The organism is Flavobacterium sp. LC2016-13 (assembly GCF_009707955.1).
Classification (GTDB): Bacteria; Bacteroidota; Bacteroidia; order Flavobacteriales; family Flavobacteriaceae; genus Flavobacterium.
In genome coordinates, this window is record NZ_WMDQ01000004.1 from 363458 (window position 1) to 384219 (window position 20762).

Annotated in this window: 13 protein-coding genes; 3 read left to right on the top strand and 10 right to left on the bottom strand. The window is 33.1% G+C overall.

Features of this window, described 5'->3' with window-relative positions; genetic code table 11:
- Positions 1-60: 60 nt before the first annotated feature.
- Genes cysS through lgt form a run of 3 tightly spaced genes read left to right on the top strand, consistent with a single transcriptional unit; the run spans position 61 to position 2794 of the window.
- The gene (gene cysS, locus GKZ86_RS10885; RefSeq protein WP_154783136.1) at positions 61-1539 is read left to right on the top strand and encodes a cysteine--tRNA ligase; all 1479 of its coding nucleotides are present in this window, start codon (positions 61-63) and stop codon (positions 1537-1539) included.
- 22 nt (positions 1540-1561) lie between these two features.
- Positions 1562-1801 (top strand): membrane protein insertion efficiency factor YidD, encoded by a 240-nt coding sequence (yidD, locus tag GKZ86_RS10890; protein WP_154783137.1) that lies wholly within the window; start codon positions 1562-1564, stop codon positions 1799-1801.
- A gap of 60 nt (positions 1802-1861) precedes the next feature.
- Entirely contained in the window at positions 1862-2794 is a 933-nt protein-coding gene (gene lgt / locus GKZ86_RS10895; protein WP_154783138.1) for a prolipoprotein diacylglyceryl transferase, read from the top strand.
- 61 nt (positions 2795-2855) lie between these two features.
- Here the strand turns inward: lgt and GKZ86_RS10900 are convergent, their stop codons facing one another.
- The 10 genes from GKZ86_RS10900 to GKZ86_RS10945 form a co-directional block, all read right to left on the bottom strand.
- Positions 2856-3470: an acyloxyacyl hydrolase gene (locus tag GKZ86_RS10900; RefSeq protein WP_154783139.1), complete on the bottom strand. Its 615-nt coding sequence runs from the start codon at positions 3468-3470 to the stop codon at positions 2856-2858.
- An 85-nt stretch (positions 3471-3555) separates the two neighbouring features.
- A complete protein-coding gene (gene secDF / locus GKZ86_RS10905; protein ID WP_154783140.1) occupies positions 3556-6534 on the bottom strand; it encodes a protein translocase subunit SecDF in 2979 nt (992 codons plus the stop codon).
- 227 nt (positions 6535-6761) lie between these two features.
- Positions 6762-7697, bottom strand: coding sequence for a malate dehydrogenase (gene mdh, locus GKZ86_RS10910; protein WP_154783141.1), 936 nt, complete (start codon positions 7695-7697; stop codon positions 6762-6764).
- Between the two features lie 110 nt (positions 7698-7807).
- Entirely contained in the window at positions 7808-9748 is a 1941-nt protein-coding gene (gene gyrB, locus GKZ86_RS10915) for a DNA topoisomerase (ATP-hydrolyzing) subunit B (protein ID WP_154783142.1), read from the bottom strand.
- 290 nt (positions 9749-10038) lie between these two features.
- Positions 10039-11652: an asparagine synthase B gene (gene asnB, locus GKZ86_RS10920; protein ID WP_154783143.1), complete on the bottom strand. Its 1614-nt coding sequence runs from the start codon at positions 11650-11652 to the stop codon at positions 10039-10041.
- A gap of 261 nt (positions 11653-11913) precedes the next feature.
- Positions 11914-13590, bottom strand: a complete 1677-nt coding sequence (gene asnB, locus GKZ86_RS10925) for an asparagine synthase B (RefSeq protein WP_154783144.1) — start codon at positions 13588-13590, stop codon at positions 11914-11916.
- Between the two features lie 375 nt (positions 13591-13965).
- Positions 13966-14415 carry a hypothetical protein gene (locus GKZ86_RS10930; RefSeq protein WP_154783145.1) on the bottom strand — a complete coding sequence of 150 codons (450 nt, stop codon included), beginning with the start codon at positions 14413-14415 and terminating at the stop codon, positions 13966-13968.
- Positions 14416-14593: 178 nt separating this feature from the next.
- Positions 14594-16348: a TonB-dependent receptor gene (locus tag GKZ86_RS10935; protein WP_154783146.1), complete on the bottom strand. Its 1755-nt coding sequence runs from the start codon at positions 16346-16348 to the stop codon at positions 14594-14596.
- A 178-nt stretch (positions 16349-16526) separates the two neighbouring features.
- Positions 16527-17390 carry a PhzF family phenazine biosynthesis protein gene (locus GKZ86_RS10940; RefSeq protein WP_154783147.1) on the bottom strand — a complete coding sequence of 288 codons (864 nt, stop codon included), beginning with the start codon at positions 17388-17390 and terminating at the stop codon, positions 16527-16529.
- 89 nt (positions 17391-17479) lie between these two features.
- On the bottom strand, positions 17480-20494 hold the full coding sequence (locus GKZ86_RS10945; protein ID WP_154783148.1) for a tetratricopeptide repeat protein: 3015 nt from the start codon (positions 20492-20494) through the stop codon (positions 17480-17482).
- Between the last annotated feature and the right edge of the window lie 268 nt (positions 20495-20762).

The following is a 20762-nucleotide window of genomic DNA, read 5'->3' on the forward strand; positions in this document are numbered from 1 at the left end:
GTTTACACGATTAAACAAATAACGGTTAAACAAATAAACGATTAAACAGCAAAAACGAATATGCCTTTATATACAAGTCAACATCTAAAAATATACAATTCGCTTTCGGGTGAAAAAGAAAATTTCAAACCAATCCATGAAGGAAATGTTGGAATGTATGTTTGTGGACCTACAGTTTATAGCAATGTACACTTAGGAAATGTGAGAACATTTATGTCTTTTGATGTGATATTCAGATACTTTTTGCATCTTGATTATAAAGTGCGTTATGTTCGTAACATTACTGATGTTGGGCATATTGTAGACGACGTTGATGAAGGTGAAGATAAAATTGCCAAAAAAGCACGTTTAGAACAATTAGAACCAATGGAAGTTGTTCAACGTTATACAGTTGATTTTCATGACATTTTAAAGTCATTCAACTTTTTACCGCCAAGCATCGAACCAACGGCAACAGGGCATATTATTGAGCAAATCGAAATCATCAAAAAAATTATCGATACCGGAATTGGTTATGAAGCCAACGGATCGGTTTATTTTGATGTCGTAAAATACAATGAAACCAATAATTACGGAGTTTTAAGCGGCCGAAATATCGAAGATATGTTAGCTAATACCCGTGATCTTGATGGTCAGTCAGACAAAAGAAACCCACAAGATTTTGCGCTTTGGAAAAAAGCAGAACCAGAACATATTATGAGATGGCCTTCTCCTTGGAGTGATGGTTTTCCGGGTTGGCATTTAGAATGTACTGCAATGAGCACCAAATATCTTGGGAATCATTTTGACATTCACGGAGGTGGAATGGATTTAAAATTCCCTCATCATGAATGTGAAATCGCTCAAAACGAAGCTTGTACAGGTCAATCTCCGGTAAATTACTGGATGCACGCCAATATGCTTACTTTAAATGGTAAAAAAATGGCAAAGTCTACCGGAAATAATATTTTACCGGGCGAAATTTTAAGCGGAGATAACAATATTTTAAGCAAAGCTTTTTCGGCTTCGGTAACACGTTTCTTTATGTTACAAGCGCACTACAGAAGTATTTTAGATTTTTCTGATGATGCGATTGTGGCTGCTGAAAAAGGTTATAAAAGATTGATGGAGGCTGTTGATGCTTTATCGGGTATTTCAGCAAGTGCAACAAGTTCTATAGATATCGCATCCTGGAAACAGTTGTCTTACGATGCAATGAACGACGATTTTAATACGCCAATTTTAATTGCGCAGTTATTTGAAGCTGTTCGTTTTATCAATTTATTAAAAGAAGGAAAAGAAACTATTTCGTCAGATGACTTAAAAACATTTACAGCAGCAATTAACGCTTTTGTTTTTGATGTTTTAGGATTGAGTGACGACAAAGCAGCTGACAGCAATAATGATAAATTAGAAGGTGTTGTAAATATGCTTATCGGAATGAGAAATCAGGCTAGAGCCGATAAAAACTTTGCGCTTTCTGATCAAATTCGTGATCAGTTGATTGCTTTAGGCATTCAGTTGAAAGATGGTAAAGAAGGCACAAGCTTTTCAATATAATAAATTCAATTTCTAATAAATCATGAAAGTAATTACTCCATTTGTTTTATTAGTACGTTTTTATCAAACTGCAATTTCGCCATTTACACCCGCGAGCTGCAGGTTCGAACCAACCTGTTCGACATATATGATTCAGGCATTACAAACTCATGGATTATTTTATGGCGGTTATTTAGGAATAAAACGCATTTTGAGCTGTCATCCCTGGGGAAGAACCGGTTACGATCCTGTTCCTGAAAAGAAATGTTCACATAAAGATTAACCTTAAATAAAGACTTACTGTTTTTTAAATATTTATTTTTACAATACTAAACAATATAATATGACACACGCCTTAAATATCATCTGGAATCCTTCTGAAGGAATCGATTTAGGATTTTTTATGATTCGCTACTATAGTTTAATGTTCGTAATCGCCTTTGGATTAGGTTGGTTCCTAATGAAAAAGATTTTCGAACGTGAGAACGAATCTCTTGACAAATTAGATTCATTATTTGTATGGACTGTTTTAGCTACTTTAATTGGCGCACGTTTAGGCCATGTTATATTTTATGACTGGGAATATTTCAGAAATCATTTGCTTGAAATCTTTTTACCTTTTAGATTCGAACCAAAATTCGAATTCACAGGTTTTCAAGGATTAGCAAGTCACGGAGCTGCAATTTCGATTATTATTGCCATGTATTACTACAGCAAAATGATCTTAAAACGTCCGTTATTATGGATTTTAGACCGAGTTGTAATTCCGGTTGCCAGTGGTGCTATTTTTGTTCGTTTAGGAAATTTTTTCAATTCAGAAATTATAGGTCACGAAACAACTTCTGCATTTGGAATTCGTTTTTTACATGATAAATTTAGTAAATCTGAAGCGGTACAAAAAACACAGATCGCAAATCCTAAGGAAGCATATAATGCAATTGTACACGATCCTAAATTTGCAGATTTATTAGCACAGGTTCCTGCAAAACATCCAACGCAATTATATGAAGGATTTTGCTACATCTTTGTATTCGCAATTTTGTATTTCTTATACTGGAAAACTAATGCAAGACTTAGATCAGGTTATTTATTCGGATTGTTTTTAGTACTTTTATTTGTAGTACGTTTTATTGTAGAGTTTGTAAAAGAAAGTCAAGGCGGAATTGAAGAGGAATTAGGTATGTTTTCAACAGGACAATGGCTAAGTATACCTTTCATCATTATTGGACTTTTCTTTATCATCAGAGCCAAAAGAAACCCTTTAGCAGCTTCTTAAATTTGAAGTTCAAAACTATATAAAATATAAATCCCGACATTTTACAATGTCGGGATTTTTTTTATAGAGAATATGAAATTCCCATTTCAATATTTTTAGTGTTGTAACCTGCATTACTGTTTCCTAAACCAGCGTTTGAAACATGTCTGACACTTGGCCTTATATCAAATTGAATTCTTTCCATTTTTACAGAAAAACCAACGGCCAAAACATCAGCAAAAGCAAAACCTTCAGACATTCTTTCTGTTTCGGTATCATTAATCATCGGTCCAATACTTCCTAAAACATAAAAAGAACAACTTTTACCAACAGGTTTCCTAACCAAAAAACCGATATTTAAAACATATTCATGAATATGTTTTAACTGTGTATATTTAATTCTTTTTTCAATATAATCAGGTTCCTCAGGCTTTACAAAATAGAAATTCAATAATTGATGTGTGCCAAAATTAACTTCGGGCTGAAGTAAAATTTCATATTGAAAATGCTTCGTTTCCTTTAGATTATAATATAATTCGAGTTTATAAAAATGATTTGTAAACGTATAATTTTTATTATTGAATTCACTTCCAAATCCGTAATTAAAACCAATAGCAAAATTGCTTTGCTGTGTTTGCGCATACATCTTAAAGAAGCACGTAAGAAATAGTAGACCAAAGAATAATTTTCTAATCATAAATCGCTTTTAATTGGTTTAAATATAATACAAAAAAAAAGATCCAGTTTTCACTGGATCTTTTTAAATATATTTAAGCAATTAATTATGCTTTATTATGCTTGTCTTCAATAGTGTGTTTATCATCTTTAGAAATCGTGTCAACCAATACTGGTGTAGCGATAAATAATGAAGAATAAGTACCTACAACAATACCAACTAACATAGCGAAGATAAATCCTCTAATTGATTCTCCACCGAAGATAAACATTGTCAATAATACAATGATCATCATTAATGAAGTATTCAATGTTCTAGATAATGTAGTATTAATAGAAGCATTTACGATATCTTCGAAACTTCCTTTACGGTTTCCGATGATGAACTCTCTAATTCTATCAAATACAATTACAGTATCGTTCATTGAGTAACCAATTACGGTAAGAATTGCAGCGATAAAGTGTTGGTCCATTTCCATGTGGAAAGGCATGAATTTATAACATAAAGAGTAAATTCCTAATACAAAGATTACGTCATGCGCAACAGCTGCAATCGCTCCTAATGAATATTGCCATTTACGGAAAGATACCATTAAGTATAAGAAAATTGCTGCCATAGCTCCAAGAACTGCCCAGTATGAGTTTGTTTTGATATCTTCAGAGATAGAAGCTCCAACTTTAGAAGCTTGTAATACTCCAACTGTTTTACCATCATACGTGTTGGTAAATTTATCGTAAGAAGTATTAGGGTAGTATTTCTTTAATGCATCGTATAATTTTTGATTTACTTCTGAATCAACTGCTACTCCATCTTCTTGGATTTTGTATTTTGTTGTGATTTTTAACTGATCATCATCTCCTAAAATTTTAGCTTCAACAGGAGTTCCGAAAGCAGCAGATAATTCATCTGAAACTACAGTTGCATCAACTGGTTTTTCAAATTTAACCTGGAAAGTTCTTCCTCCAACAAAATCAACACCCTGATCTAATCCATTAACGAAGAAGATAGAAACTAAACTTACTACAACTACAATAGAAGAGAAGATATAAGTGAATTTTTTGATTTTAATAAAGTCAAAGTGGAAATTAGTAAACCAGTTTTTAGTAATGTTTGTAGAGAAAGTTAAATCACCTTTTCCAGCAATATTTCTGTCAATGAAAATTCTAGCGATAAAAATTGATGTAAACATTGAAGTTACGATACCAATTAATAAAGTTAAAGCAAAACCTTTGATTGGTCCTGTTCCAAAAATAAACAAGATTGCTCCAGTTAAAACGTGTGTTACGTTCGCATCAATGATAGAACGCATAGCTCCATGCCATCCGTAAGATGTAGCAACTGCTTCAGATAAAGATTTACCTTCACGCAATTCCTCTTTTGCTCTTTCAAATATAATAATGTTAGCATCTACCGCCGTACCTAATGTTAATACGATACCTGCAATACCTGGCAATGTTAATACAAAACCAAAACTTGCCATAATTCCAAATAAGAAAAGTAAGTTTAATAATAATGCAAGATTAGCATATAAACCAGCTTTACCATAATAGAATACCATCCATAAACAAACTAATAAAAATCCTAATACAGATGAGATTGTTCCCGCATCAATTGCTGCCTGTCCTAAAGATGGTCCTACAACTGTTGATTGAATAATATCTGCAGAAGCTGGTAATTTACCTGCGTTTAATACGTTAGCTAAATCTTTAGTTTCAGCTACATCAAATGAACCTGTAATTTCAGATCTTCCTCCTGCGATTGGACCACTAGTAACTCCAGGAGCAGAATATACGATATCATCTAAAACAATAGCGATATAACTTTTTTGAGAAAAAGCTCTTCCTGTTAATTCTTCCCAAACTTTAGCTCCCTGACTGTTCATTTGCATGGAAACAGCTGGTTTACCCATTTGGTCAAATGTATCTTTTGCATCAGTTACAAGACCACCGTTCATTGCCGGGATATTGTCTCTGTTTCCTTTTAAAGCGTATAATTCAACAACTTCAATATCTTTTTGTTTAGCGTCTTTTATAGTAGTTGGTTTACTCCAAACAAATTTCGCATAATGTTGATCAGCAGCTAATAAAACTCTGATATCTGATCTTTTAAAATATGCATTTACACTAGCAGTATCTTTTGGTGCAAAGTAACCTAAAACTGGTCCGCCACCCTGACCTAAAATTTTGTCAAATAACGGATTATTTCCTTTTTTAGCTTCAGTAGAATCTTTAGAATTATCAGTTAATAAAGCATTCAATGAATCTTGAGCAACTGTTTTAGTTTCTTTTACTTTAACTTCGGTCTTTTTTAAAGCTTCGTTTGCAGCTACTAAAAAGTTTCCGATTTCTTCCATTTTATAAGTTTCCCAAAACTCTAACTGAGCTTTTCCACCTAATAATTTCTTAATTCTATCAACATCTTTAGCTCCAGGTAATTCAACTAAGATTCTTCCAGAAGAAGCACCTAATTTTTGAATGTTTGGTTGTGTAACACCAAATTTATCTATACGCTCTCTTAATACTTTGTAAGCACTTTCGATAGACTCATCTACTTTTTTTCTAATTACTTTTTGCGCTTGTGCATCAGTCATTTCAAAAGCTATACCACCATCTCCTTGCAAGTTTCTGTTAGCAAAAATTTCAGGAGATGCTAATTTTTTAGTTCCGTTTGAATTTGCGTCAAAAGCTTCAAAAAACTTATCTAAATAAGTTTTATTTCCTTCTAAATTTGCAGTCGCATCAGCTAAAGATTTATTAAAAATTGGGTCTTTAGAATTGTTTGCTAATCCTTTTAAAACGTCTTTAATAGAAATTTGAAGAATAACGTTGATTCCTCCTTCTAAGTCAAGACCTTTATTGATTTGTTTGTTTTTTACTTCGTTATAAGTAAAATCCGTAAATCCAAGATTCACCACTTTTTCTTTACCAATAGAATCTAAATATTTTAGCTCTTTATCAGGATTATCTCCTGCAAAAGCTTTAGCTTCACTTTTGACATTACTTGCCACATAAGTGAACGAAAGTTGGTAAATACTTACCAATGCAAATAGAATTGCGAAAAATTTAATAAGTCCTTTATTCTGCATTATTACTAAAAATTAATTATGTTTTATTGTTTGTTTTTGTTTTAAAGTCCCATAAAATAAGCCCTGACATCATTTTTTTAAAACTAAAAAACTAAATCACGAATTACCACATTTTTTTTAAATCGAGCAAATATATAATTAACGAAAAGATTAACCAATTTATTTATTAATTAATCTCAAAAAAAAGACTGCAAAAGTGCAGCCTTCTCCTTTTTTTATCATTTTTATTATACTAAAATCGATTTTAGAGCATCATTCATGCCTCTAACTGCATCTGCACTTTTAGCGAACAATGCCTTCTCATGGTCGTTTAACTGGATATCTAAAATTTCTTCTACTCCGTTTTTACCAATTATACAAGGTACTCCAATGCATATATCATTTTGACCATATTCTCCTTCTACAAAAACAGAACAAGCAATCATTTTCTTTTGGTCATTTAAAATACTATCAACCAAATACGCTACAGAAGCTCCTGGCGCATACCATGCAGAAGTTCCTAAAAGGCCTGTAAGTGTTGCTCCTCCTACCATTGTATCAGCAGCTACTTTTTGCAATGCTTCATCTGAAAGAAATTCTGTTACCGGAATTCCGTTATACGATGCTAAACGCGTTAACGGAATCATGGTTGTATCACCGTGACCTCCAATAACCATTGCTGAAATATCATTTGCCGGTTTATCTAAAGCCAAAGACAAATAAGTTCTGAAACGTGAGCTGTCTAACGCTCCGCCCATGCCTATAATTCTGTTTTTTGGTACTCCGGTTGCTTTTAAAGCTAAATATGTCATAGTATCCATAGGATTAGAAACTACAACTATTATGGTGTCTGGTGAATATTTTAATACGTTTTCAGCAACTGTTTTTACAATTCCTGCGTTTATACCTATAAGTTCTTCACGAGTCATTCCCGGCTTTCTCGGAATTCCTGATGTAATAACTACTACATCACTTCCGGCAGTTTTTGAATAATCGTTGGTTACGCCAGATACTTTGGTATTAAATCCTGTATTTGTGGCACATTGCATAATATCTAATGCTTTCCCTTCGGCAAAACCTTCTTTAATATCCAACAACACTACTTCGCTAGCAATTCCTCTATAAGAAATAACATCTGCACATGTAGCTCCAACATTTCCTGCTCCTACAATGGTAACTTTCATATTTTATACTTTATCGGTTATTAATTAATTTGTTTATTTTATAAATCGACAATTCGTTTAATTGTCTAAGTAAATTTAAACAATTAAACGAATTGATGAATTAGATTTTATTATGCATCGATATTTGCATACACTGCATTTTTCTCGATAAATTCTCTACGAGGTGGTACTTCGTCTCCCATCAACATTGAGAAAACTCTGTCGGCTTCTGCAAGACTATCAATAGTTACCTGACGTAAAGTTCTGAAGCTTGGATCCATTGTAGTTTCCCATAATTGCTCCGCGTTCATCTCTCCAAGACCTTTATAACGTTGAATAGCTGCGCTTCCTCCCATTCTCTCATTTGCCTGATCACGTTGAACGTCATTCCATGCGTATTCTTTTTTATTTCCTTTTTTAACTAAGTATAAAGGTGGTGCTGCAATATATACGTGACCTTCTTCGATTAATTCTTTCATGAAACGGAAGAAGAACGTTAATATTAAGGTAGAAATGTGACTACCATCGACATCGGCATCACACATGATGATTACTTTATGATATCTTAGTTTTTCAAGATTTAATGCTTTACTGTCTTCTGCAGTTCCTACAGTAACTCCCAAAGCGGTAAAAATGTTACGGATCTCTTCGTTTTCGAATACTTTATGGTGCATCGCTTTTTCAACATTCAAGATTTTACCACGCAATGGTAAAATCGCCTGAAAGTTACGATCACGACCTTGTTTTGCTGTTCCACCAGCCGAATCTCCCTCGACAAGGTAAACTTCACATCTTGCAGGATCCTGCTCAGAACAATCTGAAAGTTTTCCCGGCAATCCACCGCCACCCATAACGGTTTTACGTTGTACCATTTCACGCGCTTTTTTAGCAGCGTGACGGGCCTGAGCAGCCAAAATTACTTTCTGAATAATGATACGGGCATCATTTGGATTTTCTTCCAAATAATTCTCTAACATTTCTCCAACTGCCTGAGAAACCGGAGAAACTACTTCTCTGTTCCCTAGTTTAGTTTTTGTCTGACCTTCGAATTGTGGTTCTGCAACTTTTACCGAAATAATCGCTGTTAATCCCTCACGGAAGTCATCTCCCGCAATTTCGAATTTTAATTTATCCAGCATTCCAGAGGCATCTGCGTATTTTTTAAGGGTTCTTGTCAAACCACTTCTAAAACCTTGTAAATGCGTTCCTCCTTCGTGTGTATTAATATTATTTACATAAGAAAAAATATTCTCTGTATAACTTGTATTGTAAATCAAGGCAACTTCAACCGGAATTTCACCTTTTTCATTATCCATGCTGATTACATGAGAAATGATTGGTTCACGGTTACCATCCAAATAACGGATGTATTCTTTTAAACCTTCGTCAGAATGAAAAACTTCTACTTTAAATTCACCTTTGTCATCGACTTCTCTCTTGTCTGTAAAGGTAATTGTGATTCCTTTGTTTAAGAAAGAAAGCTCACGCATACGCGCTGATAATGTATCATAAGAGAACTCAGTAGTCTGAGTAAAGATGGTATCATCCGGATAAAAAGTCTGGCGTGTACCTCTTTTATCTGTTTCTCCAATTTGTTTAACTGGATATAATGATTTTCCCCTTTCGTATTCTTGTTCGTAGATTTTACCGTCTCTGAAAACCGTAGATTTCATATGAACAGAAAGCGCATTTACTACAGAAACCCCAACACCGTGCAAACCTCCTGAAACTTTATAAGAATCTTTATCAAATTTACCTCCGGCACCAATTTTAGTCATTACAACCTCAAGTGCTGAAACGCCTTCTTTTTTATGTAAATCAACTGGAATACCACGACCGTTATCTTCAACTGTTACCGAACCGTCTTCATTAATTGCAACACCAATAGTATCACAATGCCCTCCCATTGCCTCATCAATAGAGTTATCAACAACCTCATAAACCAAATGATGTAGACCTCGAACCCCCACATCTCCAATATACATCGATGGACGCATTCTTACGTGCTCCATTCCTTCTAATGCCTGAATACTATCTGCTGAATAATTGTTCTTCTTGATTTCTTCGCTCATATAATTTATTCTAAAAAATGTAATTAGTGTCTAACACGCAAATATATAAAAACGCAAATTATATATCCGTTAAAATCCCATTTAAAGCTCGTAAGTTATTAACACAATTGTCTGAAAAACCTAAAAATAAATCTAATACTCAATTTTAAATTCCAAATTCTTAAATTCCAAATTCCAAAAATAGGAATAACATAAAAAAACCGAAATAATTTAAAATCTTATTTCGGTTTTTTAAACGTTTAAAATTGGAACCTGGAATTTATCCCGAAGCTTCGGGATTGAATTTTTTATTAAACAGTAATTCCTGATTTTGCTTTTTCAAAATTTCCTTTTAAGTGAGCCGCATTTGCTCGTCCGCTTGGATCCTGATTTTCCTGCCATTTCGGAATCCATTTTCGAACGGTTTGCGCTGCACTAATTTGTGGATAATATTTATGAAAAATAGATCTGTACAAATAAGCTTCTTTGGTTGTTGGCGAATTATATGGAAATTCTGCCGTTGCACCTGCCAATTGGCTATCTGATACCTGAGAGGCGCAGTATTCGATTAATTCATCAATCCAGCTATATCCTACTCCATCAGAAAATTGTTCTTTCTGACGCCATAAAATTTCATGTGGTAAATAGGGATCTTCAGGTGTATCAAATGCTTTTCTTAAAATATATTTTTCTACTCCGTCGTATGTTTTTGGCTGTCTTTCTTCTGGTCTTATTAACATGGTAACATCCAGAAAATGTTTATCTAAAAACGGAATTCTTGTTTCTAAACCATTTGCCATTGTTGATTTATCTGCACGTAATAAATCTGCTGTAAATAATTTTTGAACTCTTTCGATACTTTCTTTTTGAAATTCTTCTGTTGATGGTGCATTTCTAAAATATAAATGACCTCCAAAAATTTCATCGGCGCCTTCTCCTGAAAGAATAGCTTTTACGCCTTTATCTGCTATTGCTTTAGATAATAGGTACATCGGCACGCTCGCTCTTACAGAGATTATGTCATAAGTTTCGATATGCCAAATTATTTTTTCAAGAAGTTTGATTCCATCTTCAACAGAAAAATGAATTTCATGATGTTCTGTTCCTAAAAATTCAGCTGCTTTTCTGGCCGCTTTTGCATCTGGCGCATCAGCATCTAAACCAATTGAAAATGACTGAAGTTTTTTACCACTTCCTATAGCTCTACAGGCTATTGCAGCAATCAAGGACGAGTCTAAACCTCCAGAAAGTAAAACTCCTATTGGCACTTCGCTCATCAAACGTTTACTAACAGCTTCTGTTAAACTTTCTCTTATCAAAGACAAATCAAGATCTTCAACTGCTTTTTCATAATCTTCATATTCAGGTTGGTAATATTTTACAAAACCTGTTTTTGGTGTATAATAATGTCCCGGAGGAAAAGTCGAAAAGGTTTTACATTGATCTGCAATAGGTTTCATTTCTGAAGAAAAATAAATCCTTCCTCTTTCATCCAAACCATAATACAAAGGTTTTACTCCCATTGGGTCTCTTCCTGCAATATAATCGTCTCCGTCTACAATTACAAAAGCCCAGTCACCATCTAATTTATTGCAAAAATCACGTCCGAATTCTTCATACAAGTGTACAATGACTTCTGAGTCAGATTTGGTTCTGAAAGTATGATCTTTTAAAATTCCGTCTTTTAGTTCCTGATAGTTATAAATTTCACCATCATGCACCATCCAGGCATCTTTAGTTCCCTGAATTGGCTGTTTCCCCGATTTCAAATCAATAATCGACAAGCTTTCATGGCAGATTATACTGCCATTTTTCATAATATGAAAATCACTTTCATCAGGACCTCTGTGCGCCATTCTTTTAGAAAGTTCTTTTACGAGCTGCGGGTCTTTTCCTTTACCAATAACTGCCAATATACCAGACATAGTATTCTATTTTTATTTCTTAATTTTATTTCTAAATATTTCCAAAGCAGTAATTACAACTTTTGATTGATATTTATTTCTAGCTGAACTAATTTTATAACATTTGATTGGGGAATGTCAAATATAAAAAAGAAAGTTAAATAATTGCTAATAATTATCTTCAAGTAATTGAAATATTACAAATTAACATTTTAAGACAAGAAAAACGCTCCCAGTACTGAGAACGTTTTTCTAATAACTAAAATATTTAAGTAACTAAGTTTATGCTTTAACGTAAGCGTCATCATGTACGCTTGCAACTGCTCTTCCTGAAGGATCATTCATGTTTTTGAAAGCTTCATCCCACTCCAAAGCAATTTTTGTACTACATGCAACACTTGCTTCCTGAGGCACACATAAAGCCGCAGCATCACTTGGGAAATGCTCTGCAAAGATAGAACGGTAGTAATATTCTTCTTTAGAAGTTGGTGTTTGTAATGGAAATTTATATTTCGCATTTGCCAATTGTTCATCTGAAACTTCTTTAGCCACAACTTCTTTCAAAGTATCAATCCAGCTGTATCCAACTCCGTCAGAAAATTGTTCTTTTTGTCTCCATGCTACACTTTCCGGCAACATATCTTCAAAAGCTTTACGAACTACCCATTTTTCCATCGGGTGTTCTTTGTTGATCATTTTATCTTGTGGATTGATGCGCATGGCAACATCCATAAATTCTTTATCTAAAAACGGAACACGACCTTCAATTCCCCATGCCGCTAAACTTTTGTTGGCACGTAAACAATCGTACATGTGTAGTTTACCTAATTTACGAACGTTTTCTTCGTGAAATTCTCTTGCGTTTGGTGCTTTGTGAAAATATAAATATCCTCCAAATAATTCATCTGCACCTTCTCCTGACAGCACCATTTTAATTCCCATTGATTTAATAACTCTCGCCATTAACCACATCGGTGTTGATGCTCTAACCGTAGTTACATCATACGTTTCAAGGTTATAAATTACGTCACGAACAGCATCTAAGCCTTCCTGAATTGTAAATTTAATTTCGTGGTGAATTGTTCCGATATGTTTTGCTACAATTTGAGCCGCTGCTAAATCAGGAGAACCATCTAATCCTACTGAAAAAGAGTGCAATTGCGGATACCATGCATCTGTAGTATCATCAGATTCAATACGCTTTTGTGCAAATTTTTTGGCTACAGCCGAAGTAATAGACGAATCTAAACCTCCTGAAAGTAAAACTCCATAAGGAACATCACTCATTAATTGTCTGTGAACCGCTGCTTCTAAAGCTTCTTTAATTGCAGGAATACTTGTTTCGTTGTCTTTTACAGCATCAAACTCTGTCCAGTCTCTTTTGTACCATTGTACAAATTCACCGTCCTGACTAGTCATATAATGTCCCGGAGGAAACAATTGGATTTTTGTACAATATCCTTCTAAAGCTTTTAATTCAGAAGCAACGTAAAAAGTTCCATGTTGATCCCAACCAATGTATAATGGAATAATTCCCATGTGATCACGAGCAATAAAATACTCATCTTTTTCTACATCATAAATCGCAAATCCGAAGATTCCGTTCATTTCATCAACAAAATGAGGTCCTTTTTCTTTATAAAGCGCTAAGATAACTTCGCAGTCACTTTCTGTTTGAAAGTTATATCTTCCTTCAAATTGTTTACGCAATTCTCTGTGGTTATAAATTTCACCGTTTGCAGCCAAAACCAATTTTTTATCTTCTGTAAATAAAGGTTGCTTTCCTGAAGCCGGATCTACAATTGCTAAACGCTCGTGTGACAGAATTGCTTTTTCATTGCTGTAAATTCCGCTCCAGTCTGGTCCGCGGTGACGAATGATTTTAGACATTTCTAATACTTGAGGTCTTAATGTTTCAGCTTTTTGTTTTAGATCAAAGGCACATACGATTCCACACATAACTATATATTTTTATTTTTAAATTTTATTTTGATAAGGCAAAGATGCAGTAATGGTTATAATTGAAAAACACAAATCCTTATTTCGGTTACAATTTAAAACCATAAATTTGTTTTTACATATAAAATGTAAAATTTTAACACTAAAAAAAGCTTTGAACTTGAAAATTTTAATTTTGAGCTTAAATAAAGTCTAAAATGTAATGTTTTCAACACATGATTGAATTAAATTCTGAAATAATTCAAAATCAATGAAAGATTATTAAACGAAAGAATGAATACAATACAAAAATTATTGTTTTAGCTTTTTAATTTGTTTTTGGACTTATTTTGTCATCCTAACGAAGGAACAAGATTAAGTGAAGATCGTAATACATTACAAAACACTCTCTATCGTATAATGTGTTTTATTAATCTCAAATTGAAACCCAACTTTATTTCCCATTAAATGAGATCCTAAAGGAGATTGTGGAGAAAGTGCTATAACATTTATACCCTCAATAGTAATTTTAGGCAATGCAACACTCAAATACAAATGAATTCCGTTTGCCTTTACTAAACTTCCCGAAATAATATTCTCTGTTGTTTTTGAGGCATCAATTTTATCTAAAATAGCTTTTTGAGTTATAGCTTCTTTTAGCTTATTGGTGAGTTTTTCCTGTTCGATGTGCATCATCGATAAAGCTGTTTCGTGTTTATCGCCAGCCGAACCTTTAGCATCATTTTTTGAATCTTCGGTCAAAGCCGAAATCATGTCCCTAAAAACATCTATTCGGTCCTGAACCATTTGCAAATAATAAGTATGTATTTTTTGTTTGAATTCCATTTTTTTTAAAGGTACTGAGGTTCTAAGTTACAAAGATGCAAAGGTTCTTCCTTTTTGACCACGAATTACACAAATTTTTACAAATTATAAAAAGACAAAGTTCGCTGAATCCTAAAAAGACTTAGCGAACCTTGTGTATCCCGAAGTTTCGGAATTGTATTCTTTGCGTTTAAAGAACTTAAAAATCGAATTTATAATTGGCTCCGCCTAAAACCTGAAATCCTTGTACAGGATAGTTTAACCATTTTTCGTAAGCCTGATTTCCGATATTATTTAATTTTAAGAAGAAAGTCAAGCGTTCGCTGAATTTATACCCTAAATGTGCATTTGCATCAAAATAACTTTTTAAAGTAACCGGCGTTCCAATCGGATTAAGATTTAAATTCGTTTGCATGTCTTTACGATCTCCAACATAAAACACGTTTAAACCAGCGTACCATTGTTTGGTAATATTAACATCAAGATTTGAACTCAATTTTACGGTTGGTAAATTCCAAGCTTCTACTCCGCCATCTGTTTTATAACTATTAAAAGTTCCGTTGATTCCAAAACTCACGTTTTCAGAAAAATCAGCTTTTAATTCTCCATAAAAACGAAATGTTCTTATGTCTTCATATACAACTCCAAAAGAGTTTCCAAACGCATAATTTTCATTGGTACTATCTTCTGTATAATTATTACTTTTAAATAGCGCTTTATCTTTCTCATTCAAATAAGAACCTGTCAGATTATAATTTATATTATTCGCTAGTTTACCTTTTAAACCCGCAAACACATTGTATTGTGTACTGCTGGGTCTCATGTTTAAAGTTGGAGATAAAAACGGATTTTCTGTCACAAAATCAGCGTATGAATTTTGATTTAAACTACCATTGACTCCCGTGTAGAAAATCATCAAATCGCCTACTAATTTATACGACGCATTTACTTTTGGATATAAATAAAATTTGTTTCCGCTGTTTTCTGAATCTAAACCATAGTATAATCCCGCTCCTAATTCAAGAGTCCAATCGTTTTCATTTACCACAAAACTTGGTTCAACTCCAAAATTAGTAAGACTATAATCAATAGGTTGTCCGATATTTTCAAAATAATTATTTTTAAAACTTCCGCTTACATGATCTACAATTACATTGGTGTTTATAGATTGATCCATAACTTCAACTTTAAAAGTTGGTTTCACATAAAAACGATTTTCTGATGAAGAAAAACTATCTGAAAAATGTGTAAATCTTGCTGCTACTTTACTAAAAATTCCTTCATTAAGTTCTATGTTTCCTCCCAAAGAAATCGTGTTATAAGAATGATTCGGATTAATTCCGTCTATCAAACCAAAACGTTGTTCAGGAAGTAAAGTCAAACCAAAATCAACCGGTAAACCATACCAATTATAGATTTGATTTTGATATCCTAAATCAATATTCCATGACATATCACGATTGTTTTGTCCATAACCAATATTCAAAGCCGTATCATAAAATTCATCGTTTAGAGGCACATCTTTAATTCCTCCTTGTGATGAATGATGGCGAAACATTCCGGCAACATAATCGTTGTTTCCCAGATCCTGCGTAACAAATAATTCAGCATTTAATGTAGCATAATTTCCAACACCTACAGTAGCGTAGTTACTAAACAAACGTTCTTGTTTTGATTTATCAACGCTGGCTGCTTTTCCTTTTGAAGGTGTAAAAGTCGAAGCCACAGGAACTGATAAAATACTATATTTTATGGTTTCTTTAGCCTGGTTTCCTTTATCGTCAAGCGAAGGAGTTTCTTTTACTTTATAAGCATCTGATATAGTTGGTGAATATGGCTTAACAACATTTACGGTTTCAGTACCAATGCTTTCTTCTTTCTTTTGTGAAAATGAAAGCTGAAAAACAAACAGTAACATCAAAATGATAGTCTTATTCTGGAAATTAATTTTCATATTTATTTTATTTGAGAGTATAGAGAAAAGAATATAGAAAATAGACTTTTGCCTATCCTGATTCTTTTCAAACTCTTTGTTTTTTATTCTAAAATCTATATTCTATTCTCTTTATTCTTTACTCTATTTTCTAAAATCTTGATTCTTTATTCTTGATTCTATTCTCCATTCTCTTAGTCTAAGCTTCCCACTCGCCTTTTGCAACAAATTGAGCTTTTCCGCCAATTTGAATATCAAATTCGTTTTCGGTTAATTTTCCTTTAAAATGAATTTGAGATGGACGATTTATATAATCTCCCTGATAATTTATCAGATCAATTTCCGGAGTATTATTTTTTAGAAGATAAGCCTGCAAACAAGTACTTGCGCTTCCTGTCGCTGCATCTTCAACCAATTGATTATGTTCGATACACAACATTCTGCTAAAAAGTTTTGAACCTTCTAAATAGTAGAAATACAAGCCTCTGTGGGCTGTTTTGCAATTGTTTTTCAACCATTTATCAGTTTTATCCTTGTCTAAAACTAAATTTTCCAACGCTTTTTTATTACTCAATCCCACCATCACAAATGCGCTTCCTGTTGAAACTTCCTGAATTGGGAATTGATTTTCAAAATCTTCTACTTTCAGATTACTAAAGAATGTAAAATCTATTTTCGAAAAAGTATCCCAAAATTTTGGCTGTGCTGCTTTTAGCCAAATTAAATCATTTGATTGTTGAATTGAAATTGGTCCAATTGGAACGTTCAACTTTATACTTTCAGGCGAATTATCAAATACTTTATTCATCAAAACCCATGAAGTTCCAATTATTGGATGACCCGCAAACTGCATTTCCTGAGATGGCGTAAATATTTTAATTTCTGCCTTATTATTTTCTTTATCAAGTTTGGTAACAAAAGTACTTTCTGCAAAATTAATTTCGCGTGCAATTTGCTGCATCTCATCTGAACTTAAATTTCCGGCATCTAAAAAAACTGCCAACTGATTTCCGGCATATTTTTTATCTGTAAAAACATCAACTATGTAAAAAGGTAAACTCATTTTTTTTCTTTTTTTCTAGAGAATAGATGCAAGAACAAAGAGAAAAGACTTTTTAGCAATCTTTCTTCTTGCATCTTTCTTCTATTTTCTTATTTCGTAATTGATGAATTCGTTTTAGACTCTTCCAGCTTAATCGCACTCAATTCTCTTTTGGCTTCTTCAACAACATCCGGATAATCTGTAAAATTGTTTATTACGTTATCTAAAATGTAAGTTGCCTGATAGCTGTCTTTTAATCCGTAGAAGTTTTTTGCCATTAAAACCAAACTCTTCGCTCCGTAATATTTATAACCTGAATAGTTTTTAGCTAATTTTTGAACGGCAACATTCGATGCGTCAAATTTGCCTTCTTTGGTTTTAAAATAAGCGTCGTAATACAATGCTTCTGCTGCTAATTCACCTTTTGATGTTGCTGATAATTTAGCGTAAGCTGCTTTTGCTTTATCCTCTTCACCAGTTTGCATTGCTGCACGCGCTACAATAATTTGCGCATCTGCTTTAACGTTTGCATCTGCTTTAGGATTTTGCAATACTTTGTCAGCATAAATTACAGAGTTGCTATAATCTTTTTTATCATAGTAACATTTCATCAAATTGGCTTGTGCAAAGTTTTTGTTTTGAGGAAAATCAGCTTCGTTTTCTAAACGAACTAAAACCGGAACAGATTTATCGCAATCTTTTATTTTTAAGAATATTTGAGATAGTCTTGTTAACGATTGTTCTGTAAATTCATTTCTTGGCTGATCGATTACATATTGATAATTCGATACCGATTTACTTTCTGAACCTTCTGCATAAAGCAATTGTGCCAAATAAAAGTTAGCTTCAAGTGCATGAATTCCTGATGGAAATTTGCTCACATAACTTGTAAAACCTGTAATCGCCGCTTTACTATTATTTTGACTGTATTGTTTAAATGCGCCTTCGTAAGTATCGTTATCCAAATCAACATCAGTAACGGCAACAAAATTTAAAGTACGAACCCAAGTTGCGTATTCGTCTACTTTTCCTGAATCTACATAAATTAATCTGGCTGTAGAAACTGCTTCTAAAGCTTCCGGCGTTTTTGGGAATTCAGCCGCTACTTTTTTGAATTTCACCAAAGCTTGTTCGTCACGATCTGAGTTGTAATAAATTAAACCTTGTCTTAAAATAGATTTTGAAGTAAATGAACCGTTTTTATATTCTGAAATTAACTGATCGTAAGTTTTAATCGCCTGATCGTTCTTTTTATCTGTTACATAAGTATTGGCTAATTCGAATAAAACATCATCACGATATTCCGATTTTTTATACATCTGGAGGAAATTATTCAACTCGTCAATTTTCTTATCGTTTTTAGACATAAAACCATAAGAAATCGCTTTTTGAAATTGCGCATAATCTGCATCAACACCTTTTGCTTCGATTGCTTTTGCGTACGCTTCCATCGCCGGACCGTATTTCGAACTTACGAATCTTGAATCTCCTAAACGTAAATATGAGTCGTTTAAACGAACTTTATCATCTTTTACATTATCAATTTGCGTCTGAAATGAATTCGCCGCCTGATCGTATTCTTTTAGTTTAAAATACGTGTATCCAATATTATAATTGATGTTTTTATATTCGTCAGTTGTTTTCGCTCCGGCCAAACCTGCAAATTGTTTGTAGCTCAATAATGCTGATTGAAAATCATCTGTAACATATTCAGATTCTGCTTTCCAGAAAGTCGCACGAGCTGTATATTCCGGATTTTTTTGTTCTTTAACAGCGCCATTAAACATTTTTAACGCTTCTGAATAATTCGATTCTGTATATAATTCTAAACCTCTGTAGAAAAGTACTTTTTGATAGGCTAATTTATTTTCAGGACTTTTATTTTTCTCTAATAAAACCAACGCTTCTTTGTAATTTTTAGAAGAAATATAAGAATCTACCAATAGTTTTTCAACTTCTGCCCGACTTGAATTGTTTGGGTATCTTTTTAAGAAATCAAGTAAAATTCCGGGAACGGTTTGATATGCATTTCCTATTTCGTAACTCAGTTTCGCATAATTCAAAGCTGCATCTTCCTGAATTTGAGCATTAAAATCCATTTCCGAAGCATTTTTAAATGCATTCAAAGCTTCTTGTTTTTTTCCTGTATTTAAATAACTTAAACCTAAATGGTAATACGCATTTTGTGCTACGAAATCTTTTCCTTCAATAATTTTATTAAATTGAGAAATCGCTTTTTCATATTCTTTTTGTTCATAATAAGCATATCCTAACTGGTAAAAATCGGTATTATTCCATTTTCCTTTTTTACCTGCATATTGCTCTAAAAACGGAATCGCTTTGCCATATTGTTTTAAGTTGAAATAACTTTCCCCGATAATTTTATTTAGTTCTGATTTTTCAATTTCATTTGATTTAGCCATTGCAGCTTGTCCCAAATCAATTGCTTTTTGAAAATTCCCTAATTTAAAATTCATATCAGCCTGATAATAGGAAAGCTTTTCTTTGTATTTTTCTTCACCTGAAACTTCATCAAAATACTTAGTTGCTTCTTTATAATCATCGCCTTCATAAGCCATAAATCCTAAATAATATTTGGCCTGAGAACCAAATTCAGGAGAATTCACCACTTTATTAAAATAGGTTGTTGCTTCTTTTTTCTTTTTTGCATTGAAATAACTGTATCCTTTTTGGAAATTGAATTTATCCAAATCAGATTTGCTCATATAACTTTCATCAACTCTGTCAAACCATTGCAATGCTTTTGGGTAATTACCTTGTTCGAAGAAAAAATGGGCAACTTCTATATAGGCCTGATTTTGTTTAGTACTTGTGGGATAATCGCTTACGAATTTTTCCATCAACTCATCAGCATTTGCCTGATTAGTTCTAATGGCGCAATTGGCGATATAATACGCACAATCTGACTTAACCTCTTCGGTCGTTGCGTTGTTTTTTACATACTCAAAAATATGTTGTGCCGAAGCATATTGTTTATCATTATATAAAGCCAGTGCTTTGTCAAAATCTTTTAAATCGTAAGTATATATAGCTGATTTTTGTGCCGAAACTATGGTCGAAATAAAGAAAATTGGTAATAAAAAGAACCAGGAAAGTTTACGCATTTTAATTTTATTTAGTATTCAAATGTATCATTTTATACCGTTTATAACGAAACGTTTCAGGCATTTATTATGAACAAATTTTTTAATAGTTGTTATTTCTCGCATCTTCAGCTTCAAAATATTGGTTCTCAAACTTTCTAAAACACTTTATTCGCAAAATGTAGTTTAACAATACAAGTCATATATTTTTTTTAGTTGGGGAATATTTACTCAGCTCAACTAAAATCACTTAAGTCGTTTAAAATTTCATTTCTGCATTTTATAAATT